The organism is Erwinia papayae, from assembly GCF_058241465.1.
In genome coordinates this window covers 1-13023 of record NZ_JBZCHT010000015.1, presented here as the reverse complement: position 1 = coordinate 13023, position 13023 = coordinate 1, and the positions used below count along the sequence as shown (strand labels likewise).

The window sequence follows — 13023 nt, the reverse complement described above, 5'->3', positions numbered from 1 at the left end:
TTATCATCTGTGCGAATTCTTTCGCACCCCGTCTGGTACAGTTATAGCTCATTATTCTCATAGTTGTAAATAGTGTATAACGTTACACACGATTATTTTTTTGTGTTCAGCAGCGCCGCCGCTTCCTCCCGATCCATGCCGAACCGCACGGCGTAGCGTCCGGCTACCTCTGCTTCCAGAGCCAGTACGTCAAGATAGATTTGTGTGCTCTTGAAATCCCGGTGTCCCAGCAGTTTCTTCAGCGTCAGTGCCTCAATACCGCACCAGAGCAGATGCATGGAGAAGCTGTGCCGGAAGGTATGCGGAGTGACGGGGATTGAGAACCGCACACCCTCACGCTCACAGCGCGTTACAGCGTCACGGAGCCAGTTACGGATCGTGTCGTCTGTTACAGGCCATATGCGTTTTGTCCTGAACCTACAGAACGTGTCCAGGTGATCGCGCAGCCGCAGCGTGAATCCCTCGTCAAACAGAGGTACGTCGCGCAGCGTGTCCTTTGGTGGTCGCCCCGGCTTGCCCTGCTGCTTGAGCGTCATGAGCGACACGAACGGGCGCGACGGCCAGCGCTCCCCGGTGTGAACATCCTCCGGGGTGAGGGCCAGCGCCTCACTCAGCCTCGCGCCGGTATTCCACAGCAGATCAAAGAACATCCGCTTACGCAGATCGGTAAATCCCTGTGCCAGCAGGACGGTAATTTCCGGCTCCAGCAGGTATTTCGGTTTCCCGGCCTGTCGGCTCGCCAGCTGGCGAACGGCGAGCGCCAGCTCAAAATCAATCCGGGGCGTGGCGATGCGGCAGACAGTGCTGTGTGAAATCTGCGAAATTGCGGTAGGGTGACTGCTCAATTTTTTAAATCTCCGCGCTCTGGCATTACGTGAAAACAGTAACGTAATGATAGGGGAGGGGGCCGGGAGAGTCGCGGAGAAAAACCCGGCTTAAAGATGATCGGGTATTCGGGGAAACTTCCATTTTCGGGATAAAAGCAGATTACCCGGACAAGGGCAGGGCGGGAACAACCCCCCCTGATTAATCGGCTCCCTGTCCGGTCCGGGCCGCGCCATTGTAGCACTGGCGCGTGACGCAGCGGCGACGGCTGCAAGGGAAAATCTTCTTCAGTGAAGCTGAATGAATCCGCTTGCGGTCGCGTCACCGGCAGCAGCTGGCCAGCGTCCTGAAGCGACTTTCCGTGAGGAAGTGAAATAAGTAAAAACAGCCACTTAGTAAAACAAGCCGAAAATAAAAGTTGGTCAGAAAATCTGAACGGACGAGGGCAGGGGGCGCAGTTCGGTAAACCACCCGTAAAACCGAATCCGGGTGAACGGCAAAAGAAAATCGCCTGGATTCGGCTTCCGTCAGCACCATCTGTAAACGGCTTTCTTCACCAGTAGCAAAAAACTGGCAACGGCGAAAAGGATAACTGACCCAGGAAAAGCATACATCATAAAATCAGCAAGATAATTAAGAATGTCGCTACGTATTCCTTCTCAATTACCGGAATATATTGGGGAGTATGTTTTCTGCAAGCATCACTATACCCAACAGGATACACGATAATACACATATCCATCCCGTCACAAGCACCAGACTTAATTCTTTATCATTTAAATCCATCATTATTTACCCCATATTTTTCTCTGGCGGCTAAAAATTCTTTGGCGTCTAAACTTACAATGTCCATAAAACTTAATGAGCGCCCGTTATACCAGAGATTATCATCATGGCATACGGCCACATCTGAATAAACAAGCGGCTGCAACTTACCGTTATTAAGAATATAGCCATTACCATCAGATCCACAAAGAAAGCCACTGGTTTCAGATACTTTAATGGGTTCACCTGCATTGATTAGCGGTATTCCCGTTGCTGAAGCAGTTGTACTGGCAACTATAACCAGCAGGGGGAGGAGATTTTTTTTAACTGTTTTATACATCGCTGATTTCCTTAACCAATAATGCGTCCAGACCACGGGTAGCCAGGATAACTGTTTTAGGCGGCGCGGTCTTCTCATACGTTTTGTACGTACGCAGGCATACACCTAATTCTTCTGCTGCCCGCTCCTGTGTCCAGTTGTACCCACGTCTCCAGATACGCAGTTCGAATCCTGTCATATGCCAGCGACCTTAACTTTAATGCCTACTCCATATCATACAAAAAAAGTGCAAATAATGCACTTTTCAGCGTTTTAAATTTTGTGTTCTGAAGTGGTATTCGGCACATCCGGCAGCAGATGAAGGGAAGAATATCCGGGGGTAGATGGTAACGTGTCCGTCCTGAGACAGCATTGTTCCAGCAGGGGTGGCAGACCGCTGATATCCCCGGTAAGGCGGATTTCCATTGGCGTTATCAGCTCCCCTTTCTCTGAGAAAGAGGAGTGGAGACGGGATTTTTGGGTGTAAATTGCTGAGATTTCAGTTCCCGTACTCCAGTCGATGTCCCATTCATCATCAGACAAAAGATGATCCTGCCATCCCATCGTGCGGAGGGTGTCTATCATGCAGGTAAATCGGAAAAGTGTACTCTGACTGGCAAGTCTGCCTGAACTTGCCAGCCAGACGTATTCTATCTTGCTGTACAGCCGCGCATCCGGGCCGTATCGCTTACCTTCGTTCTGTAGCCAGATTATGTCCTGTGCCAGTGTTTTCGGGAACAGCTTGCGTTTCTGGGCCGTGGACAGCCACTGCATGATGAACATATGCGTTGCCAGTGAAGAACGCGCTTTGCCCTCCCGTCGTGCAAGACTGACGGCAACAAGGATGCACCAGGCCAGGTGCGCAAGTTCGCTATCGGGGCGTTTGGTGAGTAAAGCAGTCAAAAAAGCTCCATTACAGTACTGGATTGATCAGGGAAAGATTAACGTGGAATTCAGCGAGGATGGCAACAGGCGCGGGCGCAGAACCGATTTTTCGCAGGGTCGGCAACCGGGCCTTGTTGCAGGAATTACACCTTTCCAGTGGATTTGATTTTTTTAAAGTTCAGTGCTGAAACAATCAATGTGCCAGCTGCCAGTAATAGCGCCATTATAAAAAGGATAATTCCGTTACGAAATGACTTAACTTTTCCACTTAATGCATGGTTACTGAGATAGTCGTCATAAATGAAAAAAGGTTTCTTGAAAATAACGAATCTTAACTGTCCCAGCTCCGCTCCGGCTGCAAAACACTCCCTGCCGCATTTTTCAGCAGGAATATTATCCAGCATAACTAATGCTTTATCCTTCTGATTATTACTCATCAGGTAATGAAGTACAGCCATTTTTTTATCAGTTGATGTAAAGTCCGTGTGAAGTAACGACAGCATAAGTTGTGCATCTGACTTTGTTGTTTTATGTTGCTTGTCTCTGGCATAAAAATACCAGTCAGCGATAAATGCGTTTTCTTTATTTTTACTGTACAGGGTGTCGATGTTTACACGACCTTTTGATTTATCATAGATAAGGGCGTTATATATCTGCTCTGCCATTTGAGCATTAACAGGCGTATAGTAGCTTTTATCTATTGTTTTAGTATACCAGTCAATACTTAAATCGGCTGGTTTCCCTTTATTATTGTATGATGTGGTTTCCTGATAGTTATAATTACCGAAGCTGTCCTTCCATGCCAGAAATGCATGGCCGGGGGCGTAAACAATATAACCTTCCATACCTTTCATTCTCATTGCATCGATCATCAGATAGGTGTTGGTGTCGCAGTCAGAACGATGAATGGCATAGTTATTGGATACTTCCACGCTTGGCGTGTAATAGAAATTGTCATGAAGACGTTCGTTAGCGCAGGCTACATAAGCCGCAGTTCCTTCATCTGTATTTTGCCAGGAACATGTAGCGTTGACGCTTTTCAGGTACTGACTGACGTTGCTCAGGGCGTTACGCATGGTTTCTTGCGTGGTTATGCCGTAATCCAGGTCCATTTTTATCAAACGGTGGGTGAGATATTGCCCGTCATACGCAGAACTTACATGTGTTGTGCCGGAGTAACGGTTGTGGAATTCTTCTTCATTATTGTTGTCGTCGTGTAATGTACCAAAAAGGGCGAGAAAAGAAGCCCAGAACAAAAACAAAGAGACTACTGCAGCAGCGAATGTTGCAAGACCCCAGCCCAGCCACTTACTGATAAATTTTATAACATCATCCATTATAGATTTGCTCTCTGTAACCTTCCTTTAAGTGTTGATATTTTAACATATTGCCTGGGCTATACCGAAAAGAAAGAAGAGCGGGAGAAGGGATTGATGTTGAAGTTGAGACGTAAAAAAAACCGACTGGTAATCGGGTTTTTTACTTTCTGGTCCGGATCTGGTGCTCTGGCTGGAGTGGAGTAACATATCTGAAGTTCAAAGACGTTTTTTTTAAGTACTATCAAGACCTGCATCTTCATTAAGATACAAACTTAATGGGTATCATAATGATAAATGTTGTACCTACGTTTATTTGAGACTTGGCTCTTATTTTACCCTTTAAAACATATACATGGCTTTTTATTATGGTCAGTCCAAGTCCCAGGCCTTGTTTAGTATCCTTTTCCGCACCTTGGTTGAAGGGTTTGTATAAGTAATTGAGTTTATTGATATTAAAACCGCAGCCATTGTCTTTAACAACAATAAAAAGTTTTTTGTTTAGTATCTTTATTGATATAACTATTGTGCCATTTAAAGTGTTCTTATTTGCATTATCTAAAAGATTAACAATCACGCTTGATATTTTTTGTTTGTCTGAAATTAACTTCTTTTTAAATGTTGATTTATGAATTATAAGTTTATTTTTATTATTGATGTTGTTTGCGCTAGATAGTGCTTCATATACTATTTCGTCGATGGAAAATGATGTTTCTCGCACGCTTACATTTCCCATTTCAAATTTTGAATACTCTAGTATATCTTTGGTTTTAATCACCAGTTTATTAGCGTGACTAGTTATTTTACTTATCATTGTCTTATTGCATTTTTCATTATCATGTGAAATTATATCTGATGCCATAATAATTGCTTGGATAGATGTGGATAGTTCATGGTAAATACTTGATATAAATATATTTTTTTCTTTAACGACTCTCTTTAAATTTATAAAAGAACCTAATAAAATTGTAATGATGATAAAAAATAGAGTCAAGCAGATGATAGCTAGTATTTCTGTCTGACTTGTATTGTCCTGAATTATTGTTTTTGTTTCGTTAAAGTTATAAATCTGTATTCTATATATAATTTCCTGCAAGTCTATAAGGTTTGGTTCCATTTTATCTAAAAAATTAAGAAGATCATTATTGGTTATTTTTTTGATTGGCATCTCTGCATATAAAGTATCTAGGTGCAAACTTTGATTTTTTAAAATAGATATTTTATTTAAGAAATCTGCGTCATAGAAAAAAGAGTTGCTATGATTGGATTTGCTTTCTAAAATTTTAATTTTAGAATCGAATATTTTTTTCTTAATAATAAAGCTTCGGTTCCCAGATTCTACATCATAAAATAAAGAATTCTTCATTCTTTCGAATGAGATAAATAGCACCTCAGCAGCAGAGTAATTATCTAGATTGGGTTCTATATCTTTATATCTTTCTTTTATTTCATTGAAGCTTTTCAATGTCATACTAACAGCTATAATGAAAATAATTATCAGGCTAAAAAACAGAGTTGCTAGTTTTTTCATTTTATTTTGCCAGTATTTCTTTTATCTGCCAGACAGTTCTTGCATTGACATCTAAATTTATAAGCTCAGGGTTATCATCTCTCGGATATATTATTGCATAAGGGCCAAGATCAGATATAGGTATATAATTTCCGTTTTTTTTGAAAGCTATAATAACCTTATACTTTGATATCTCATCAACAGGTATGGTATAAGAATAATCATCCCAAGCGAAAACTCTTATACTAGCACTACTAATATGATGTTTTTTTATTAAATAACTAAGCCTTACTCCACTAAAAGTGCTTCTTTCAGTAAAGTTAGTTGATGTGGTAATATCATTTAAAGGCATTTTCTCTAAATCATTTGTTGTGATTTTTATTTTTTCTCCGTTGCTAATTTTAAGATAAAAGAAGTCTTCGGTGGCCAGTGAATTAAAACTTATGAGCAATAGAATTAGGGTTTTATAAATTTTCACAAGTCAACCTTTTTGTTAATTTTTTTTGTAATCCTGTTTCATCATTACCGACTGTAACCCAGCCTCTTTTTCGATAAAAAAATTCAGCTTTAGACCCCTCATCTGTAGTCAACATAATTTCTTTTACACCTTGCTGATAAAACCATTCTGTTACTCGGTGAAGCAATTCTGTCCCAATACCAATTGATTGGTATTCTGGTTTTATGAACAGCCCGCCAATGATAGGTTCCGGTATAAATATACCAAAGCCCATGCCCGCATAAACTCCGTCAACTTTACAAATCCATCCTCCACCTTGAGATATGTCTTCCAGCGCCTGTTCTCTTAATAAATATCTTATCTGATGTGTGTGAACAATATTTTCATAAACTGAGAACCTTATTTCATAAAAGAAGGGGAGATGCTCTTTCTTGAGTTTTTCATATGTGATTTTTTTAATCATCATCAATAACCTTTAATCTTGGAAGAATAAATTACTTAATAAAATAGAAGTTATTATAATAGATCTTGCTGGTTTTTCAATCAACTCCACTCCATACTTAACTATCGTTTCTCCTATTATTGTTTCATATTGATTTATCTGACCTGTCAGAACTAATATAGGGATGTTTTTATCATTTTTACCTCTTATCGTTTTTATTACTTCTTCTGAGGTTTCACCGAAATCAAGCAACCAATCTAAAATATAACAGTCGTACTCTTTAGATTTGATGGAATTAATTATATCCTCTTTGGTTTTGAATGTGTAGGTATCTATTCCGTATCTGGTCGTGATAGATTGTATTAATTCCAAAATATCATTTTCATTATCTAAAATGGCTAACTTAGGTGATGGTAAAAATTCTATTTTTTTTACTTTATATAATGATTCATCAGTACTATGTTCTTTGTTCGCATTAATAATAAAAATACCATTTTGTTTAATGGCATACTTTTCATTTTTTTCTATTATTTCAGATGGTTTGTCTTCAGTTTCAATATTGCAACGCTTGTGATCGTCTTTAAATATAAACACACAGTTATAATCTCTTCCTCCGATAAATTGCTCATTAAAATATCGAAACACTTCTTTTGCTTCATTGAAAGTTATTCCCCTTTTCTCGTCTAACTTTTGTTTGGCGCTATTATATTTTATGCCAAGAATTTCTGCCATTGTCGATGCATGTTTTCTTCTGTCAATGCCTTTTTGAATCATTAGCTTATGAATGTGTTGTGCGATTGAAATCTGTTTTTCCATAGTCTTTTAATAGCTAATTGTAAAGTTAATGAGTGCCAAGTGAGCATCTATGCGACGATTACGGCAAACATACACCAATTACAAAGAAAAAGAGAGCTAATTTTTTTCTTTATCTTATTGATATTTAAAAGAAAATGCAAAAAACATCAAATAGATCTCAATAAAACACTCAAAAGCACTTCACAAAAACACTCGTTGTGTAATAATGAATCCGTAACATAGTCATTGTTAAATATAGTAAATATGCATTGTGTTGGGGCCAATGCAGTGCGCTAGCTATTGTTTTTAATTGATTTTATCAAAAGGAGGCCATCATGCAGCAATGGTCTGATGCCTGGTATCTTTTACGTTGCCGGGAGAATACATGGAGGACTACGCTTCAGAATTTATCAGAAGCTGGTATCAAAACGTGTTGTCCCCTCATTCTTGAGCGACGCCGTCGCAGAGACAAGAAAAACAGTTACCGACTGATTAATTATCCCGCATTTCCCGGATATATCCTCGTCAGATTTAATCCGGCTCAGATCCATACCACTGCAATAAAGAGAATGCCTGGCGCGATGGATTTTGTGCGCTTTGGAAACCAGATTGCAACCATACAACAGGAAGAGGTTAATGCAATGAAACTGATACACCATAACCTTCCAACGGTAAGCCTGGGTACTGAACACCTTACCGATGATCGGTCGAATATCCCCACAGACGTTCTGAAAAAAATAGAGAAGATCTTTAACGCCAAAGAAGCCTCTGAGCGTATTGAACTTATGTTTTCTATGATTTCAAAACAAAAACGATTAACGACGGAGTAAAAATGGCAAGCAACTCTAACAGGCAGCAAAAAAAATATTCCAATAATATTTATGTCTCTCCGGGGCCACGGCAAAAACTGGAAGAGATCGTAACCGAGATTGGATATAAGGAGGGTAAGGTTATGGCTGCGTCTGCATTTGTCCGTTATTTAATTGAAAACCACGGAGAGCAGGCAAAAGACGACATTCTTAATAATGGATAAAACTTATGATATCTACAGCGACGTTTCTTGCGCTGGCGATACAGTGCGCCCCGGATATTGCTCCCGATACACTCAGTCGTATAGTTAAAACAGAGTCAGGTTTTAATCCCTGGGCTATTGGTGTCGTAGGTAAACCACTCAATCGACAGCCACAAACGAAAGAAGAAGCTTTGATAGCTGTTAAACAACTTGCTAAAGAAAATGCTAACTTCAGTATTGGTCTTGCACAGATCAATCGGCAATATTTCGATATCAAAGATGTTGAATCAGTTTTTTCACCCTGTACGAATTTAAAAATGGGGTCGAACATACTTAAAGATTGTTATTCCCGCGCACTAAAAAACAGTGAGTCAGAACAACATGCATTAAAGAAATCATTCTCGTGTTATTACAGCGGGAATTATACCAGAGGATTTAAAAAGGAAAATAACGGAACAAGTTATGTTGAAAGAATCGTTGCGGCAAATTCGGCAGCGGTTAAAGTCCCGGCGCTTGATGATTCAGCTGTGAGCGAACCCGCTTCACGATATGAACCGCATGAAAGACCTGTATACGATGAATGGGACGTTTTACAGCAATATCCACGATATTTTAAACAAAAGCAAAGTAAACCAACTATCGCTGATAAAAATGAAGAGGAAGACACAAATGTTAAAGGCTAACAACTTAAAAAGGCATTATGCGCTGGCATTACTAATGCTGGCATGTTCACCGTATGCACTGGCGGCAGGTGACACAGGCTGGTTGGATACGCTAAATCAATATGCTAAAAATATTCAAATCGGCCTTTACGCTCTTGCAGGTACTATTGTTCTTTGCTGTGTGATTGTGTCTGGTATACGGCTGGCTATTTCTCGCATGTCAGGAAATCACGACAAAACGTTCTGGGATTATATCACTGATTTAAGTATGGCAATCTGGATTGGGGGAGCTGTTGTGTTCTTCACTGCTTTGTGGCAGGTGTTCGGAACTTCATCCTGATTCAGAGGAAATACTCTATGGAAGAAGATGAATATGTATTTGACAGTTATAATGCGATGGGGCGAACGGCATCATATCAGGGGGTTCCTCAGTTTGTTATTCTTGGGATACTGGTTTTTGGCATAGTGCTGACAGGTATCGGTTGTGTGCTTTTTGGCTGGTACGGCTTAATCGCAATAATTGTCCCTATGATCTTATTTGTGGTTGTCAGAATTGTTTGTGAGTCTGACAGCCGCTTCCTTACACGTTTTCGCTTTATGTTAAGGCGGTATATAAGGAATATGATATTCGGTCGTTCTTTATTAATTACACCGTATAACCCACGATGGAATCAATTCTATGGCAGGCGGATTGCGCAAAAAAGGTATCTCACCGGAAACAAGAGTTCCGTGGATGAATTATCACGTCCATGAAAATATGGTGACTGTTTCCGGTCAACGTTTAATTAGTATCGTGAGATTTAAAGGCGTTTCTTATGCAACAAAAGAAAAGCCTGAATTAAATAAACTTTTTAAAAATGAAAACAGATTTCTTCTCTCACTTGGTAAAAAAGAAGGGAAGAATCTCATGATTCAGACATGGACAACCAAATCATCAATTTCACTGGACGCTGACTATCATATCGAACTGCCTGTATTACAGGATTTTGTCGATACCCTTACTGCACCTTACCGTAAGGGAAAATACAGGCAGATAGGCTATGCGATGGCTTTTATCCTGAAATACCGGGATCTGGATGAAGGTATTAGCCGGATGAATGAAATCCTGATTATGGTTGAAAAAATGCTGAGTGCATTTGAACCTTCCATTCTTGGGGTCGAGGAGGATGCAGCCGGTTCTGTCTTCTCTCAGGTAGGGCGCTATGTATCCCTGCTTATTAATGGCAAGGAACAGGATATTTTACTTTCTGATACCCGGCTCAGCGATGCAGTAATTGACAGTGTGACAAACTTTGCGCCTTATGATTATGTGGAGAACAGGCCAAATTCAGGCGGAGTAAGATATGCCACAACCTATGATCTCCGGGATTATCCGTCAAAAACCGTTCCCGGCATGTGGGATGAGGCACTGGAAGAACAGTTTGATTTTTCACTGGTGCAGACCTTTATGTTTGAAGATCGCAACAAGTCAAAGGCCAGCTTTACAAAACAGGCCGTGGACCTGACTTCAGCAGAGGGGGAAACGAAGCAGACGAAAGCGCTCGATGATGCCGTTCAGGATATCACCCAGGGGGATAAGCTCTTTGGCCGTTACCACGCCGCGCTTATGGTCTATGGGGACACGCCACAAAAAGCTATTGATAATGGCGCGATGATGGACTCCATATTCACAGCAAAAGACACGCGCTTTATCCGCTCGACGGTAACGAACGAAGATACGTACTATTCTCTGTTCCCTGGTTGCACGATTGCGCTGTATCCGGTGCCGAAATCGACTGAGAACCTTGCCTGTGGTTTTTCACTCCATGCATCGCCAGCCGGGAAAGCAGATGGTAATCCACCTGGTGATGGTAAGGCGTGGATGCCATTTCGTTCAGCAAATGATTCACTCTATTTCTTCAATGCGCATAACAGCCCTGTCGGGAAGAATAATACTGGTGAGCGTTTACCGGGACATATATCAACGGTAGGGAAAACTGGTTCTGGTAAAACAACGCTTGAAGCAGAATTGCTGGTATTTGCCAGTCGCTGGAATCCACTTATTTTTTGTCTTGACTACAATCATTCATTTGAAAATCTGCTCAGAGCATTATCTACACAATACTTTGTGATAAAACCTGGTGTTTCAACTGGCATTAATTTGTTTCAGCTTGAAGACTCACCAGAATTGCGAAACCAGCTTTTCGATATGGTTCATACGATGGCTGGCGTTTGCTCTGATGCTGAAGAGAACCAAATAAAACATTCTATTGAGGCTGTACTAGCGCATTCAGTTGTTGAAAACAGGGGAATGTCTCTTTTGTTGCAGAATATGGCAGAAACAGAAGATGAAATTGTCTCCATGTTCGACTAAAGAAATGGTGTCGTGTATGCCCAGATGGTTCAACGGGGCCTCATGCATGGGTATGTGATGCACCTGTAAATTTATTTAATCCTAAGCAGTATAGCAGACTGGCTTTCGACTGTACCGATATTATGGAGAAGACATTTTTCCAGAAAAACCGCAGATGATGGAAGTTTTTCTGAGTAATATGTTCTTTCTGAAAAAACTCATGCTTGAATCCCAGCCAGCAAATATGTACTTAGATGTAATCGCTGGTGCTGGATTCCGCTTTCTTTCGACAGTACCGCTGACGCCATTAAGGAGATTTTAAAAGCTGGTCGTACAAGGGGCAAGATTCTATGATGGATACGCAGGAGCCTGACAATCTCAGCAATTGTAAACATGGGGCATCAGTGATACAGCAAGTTGTTACTCAGATATGGTTAGCTAACGATCAGGCGAAAGCAGAAGCATATAAGAAGTTTAATATTGAAGGTAAAGAGTTCGATATTATATTTGATTTAAATCCTTTGTCGCATGAGTTTCTTATAAAGCAAGGTCAGCAATCTACGGTGTTATCATTTGATATGCCAGATGAGTTGAAATACTGGCTTCCACTTTTATCAACGACGATTGGTAAAGATGGTAATAACAGAGTAGCAGCTAGTATCCGGGAAAAGCTGGGTACAGATGATCCGAAAATATCGGTTTCAGCTTTTCTTGATGAAATGCAGCGAATCAGCTTAATGAAAAAAGGAATCATAGATGAAAAGTAAAATAAGACCAGTAATGCTGGCTATTATGATAGGGGCTGGATGTTTACCAGCAGTCTCTGTAGCGTCCGGTATTCCGACGATTGATGTGGCAAACATTGCACAGCTGGCCGCTAACGCCAAGCAACAGGCAGATGAAGCACTGTCTCAGCTGAAACAAAGCGAAGGAGGCGATACAGCAGGCTAAGAGCCAGTATGACCACTATAAAAGCATAGTAACGGGAAATGACCAGCTAGGTAATTTCCTTAATGATTCGCTACTAAATCAGGTCTTGCCGCTCAGTGACTGGAACAATATTTACACCGATACAAAAAATTTGGCCGATCTGCGAAGCCGCTATGGGCTAACGTCCAGTGACCCTAAAGTACAGCAAGCATTTGACCACCTGCTTTCACAGGCCGGGGCGTTTGAAGATACTTATAATGCGGCGTCACAGCGTATCAAGAACGCTGAACAGCTCAGGCAGAAGCTGAACACGGTGCAGACACCACAGCAGCGTGAAGAACTGGCTCTCAGGCTACAGCAGGAACAGTTGGAGCTACAGAATCAGCAGATTCAGCTTCAGAACATGAAGCTATTGATGGATCAAAAAGAGAAGATTGAAGATGAGAAACGTGCTCAGGCTTTGTGGAGAAGGTTAGAAGGAAACTCGTAATCTAATCAATGCTTAAAAATATGAACATCACGAGATATAATAGGGTGTAACTTATTTTATAAAAGGTGTTCGAAAATGAATAAAAAATGGATTATCTGTATGGCGTTAGCTTGTACCTTTGTCATTTCTGGATGCAAGGATAAAAATGACGCATTTGTTGGACACTGGAAAGCGATAAGCCGTGCAGATGGTAAAGCCATACATAAAAACATGAGTAGCTCTCTAAATATTGAATGCAGCGAAAATACGTGTCATGTGGAGAGCCGTAATAAAACATTACTAA

The 13023-nt window shown here is 40.9% G+C and carries 17 protein-coding genes and 1 pseudogene; 10 read left to right on the top strand and 8 right to left on the bottom strand.

Going from position 1 to position 13023, the window contains the following annotated elements; all coding sequences use genetic code 11:
* Positions 1–92: 92 nt before the first annotated feature.
* The 8 genes from AC3RPL_RS26240 to AC3RPL_RS26205 all read right to left on the bottom strand — a co-directional run bounded on the left by AC3RPL_RS26240 (position 93) and on the right by AC3RPL_RS26205 (position 7335).
* Positions 93–845 (bottom strand): tyrosine-type recombinase/integrase, encoded by a 753-nt coding sequence (locus AC3RPL_RS26240; protein ID WP_490742158.1) that lies wholly within the window; start codon positions 843–845, stop codon positions 93–95.
* 752 nt (positions 846–1597) lie between these two features.
* Positions 1598–1930, bottom strand: a complete 333-nt coding sequence (locus tag AC3RPL_RS26235; RefSeq protein WP_490742157.1) for a hypothetical protein — start codon at positions 1928–1930, stop codon at positions 1598–1600.
* Positions 1931–2182: 252 nt separating this feature from the next.
* Complete coding sequence (locus AC3RPL_RS26230) at positions 2183–2812, bottom strand: DUF2913 family protein (RefSeq protein ID WP_490742156.1); 630 nt, start codon at positions 2810–2812, stop codon at positions 2183–2185.
* Between the two features lie 125 nt (positions 2813–2937).
* Positions 2938–4131 carry a hypothetical protein gene (locus AC3RPL_RS26225; protein ID WP_490742155.1) on the bottom strand — a complete coding sequence of 398 codons (1194 nt, stop codon included), beginning with the start codon at positions 4129–4131 and terminating at the stop codon, positions 2938–2940.
* Between the two features lie 241 nt (positions 4132–4372).
* Entirely contained in the window at positions 4373–5641 is a 1269-nt protein-coding gene (locus tag AC3RPL_RS26220) for a sensor histidine kinase (RefSeq protein ID WP_490742154.1), read from the bottom strand.
* A 1-nt stretch (position 5642) separates the two neighbouring features.
* Positions 5643–6098 (bottom strand): putative pterin-binding protein, encoded by a 456-nt coding sequence (locus AC3RPL_RS26215; RefSeq protein ID WP_490742153.1) that lies wholly within the window; start codon positions 6096–6098, stop codon positions 5643–5645.
* A complete protein-coding gene (locus AC3RPL_RS26210; RefSeq protein WP_289347231.1) occupies positions 6085–6540 on the bottom strand; it encodes a GNAT family N-acetyltransferase in 456 nt (151 codons plus the stop codon). Before AC3RPL_RS26210 ends, AC3RPL_RS26215 begins: the two co-directional genes overlap by 14 nt.
* Positions 6541–6552: 12 nt before the next feature.
* Positions 6553–7335 carry a response regulator gene (locus AC3RPL_RS26205; protein ID WP_490742152.1) on the bottom strand — a complete coding sequence of 261 codons (783 nt, stop codon included), beginning with the start codon at positions 7333–7335 and terminating at the stop codon, positions 6553–6555.
* Positions 7336–7649: 314 nt separating this feature from the next.
* On the opposite strand from AC3RPL_RS26205, the gene AC3RPL_RS26200 reads away from it, so the two are divergent.
* The 10 genes and pseudogenes from AC3RPL_RS26200 to AC3RPL_RS26155 all read left to right on the top strand — a co-directional run.
* Positions 7650–8144 (top strand): transcription termination/antitermination NusG family protein, encoded by a 495-nt coding sequence (locus AC3RPL_RS26200; protein ID WP_490742151.1) that lies wholly within the window; start codon positions 7650–7652, stop codon positions 8142–8144.
* A gap of 2 nt (positions 8145–8146) precedes the next feature.
* The gene (locus tag AC3RPL_RS26195) at positions 8147–8347 is read left to right on the top strand and encodes a hypothetical protein (RefSeq protein WP_490742150.1); all 201 of its coding nucleotides are present in this window, start codon (positions 8147–8149) and stop codon (positions 8345–8347) included.
* 5 nt (positions 8348–8352) lie between these two features.
* On the top strand, positions 8353–9009 hold the full coding sequence (locus AC3RPL_RS26190; protein ID WP_490742149.1) for a lytic transglycosylase domain-containing protein: 657 nt from the start codon (positions 8353–8355) through the stop codon (positions 9007–9009).
* Complete coding sequence (locus tag AC3RPL_RS26185; protein WP_490742148.1) at positions 8996–9328, top strand: TrbC/VirB2 family protein; 333 nt, start codon at positions 8996–8998, stop codon at positions 9326–9328. The genes AC3RPL_RS26190 and AC3RPL_RS26185 overlap by 14 nt, the downstream gene beginning before the upstream one ends.
* A gap of 17 nt (positions 9329–9345) precedes the next feature.
* Positions 9346–9741: a hypothetical protein gene (locus tag AC3RPL_RS26180; protein ID WP_289347194.1), complete on the top strand. Its 396-nt coding sequence runs from the start codon at positions 9346–9348 to the stop codon at positions 9739–9741.
* Positions 9668–11341: a VirB4 family type IV secretion system protein gene (locus tag AC3RPL_RS26175; protein ID WP_490742147.1), complete on the top strand. Its 1674-nt coding sequence runs from the start codon at positions 9668–9670 to the stop codon at positions 11339–11341. Before AC3RPL_RS26180 ends, AC3RPL_RS26175 begins: the two co-directional genes overlap by 74 nt.
* A gap of 329 nt (positions 11342–11670) precedes the next feature.
* Positions 11671–12087: a hypothetical protein gene (locus tag AC3RPL_RS26170; protein WP_490742146.1), complete on the top strand. Its 417-nt coding sequence runs from the start codon at positions 11671–11673 to the stop codon at positions 12085–12087.
* Positions 12077–12271: a hypothetical protein gene (locus AC3RPL_RS26165; RefSeq protein ID WP_490742145.1), complete on the top strand. Its 195-nt coding sequence runs from the start codon at positions 12077–12079 to the stop codon at positions 12269–12271. The genes AC3RPL_RS26170 and AC3RPL_RS26165 overlap by 11 nt, the downstream gene beginning before the upstream one ends.
* Positions 12258–12740, top strand: a complete 483-nt coding sequence (locus AC3RPL_RS26160) for a type IV secretion system protein (RefSeq protein WP_490742207.1) — start codon at positions 12258–12260, stop codon at positions 12738–12740. Before AC3RPL_RS26165 ends, AC3RPL_RS26160 begins: the two co-directional genes overlap by 14 nt.
* Positions 12741–12815: 75 nt before the next feature.
* Positions 12816–13023: pseudogene (locus AC3RPL_RS26155) on the top strand (hypothetical protein); the annotation flags it as partial.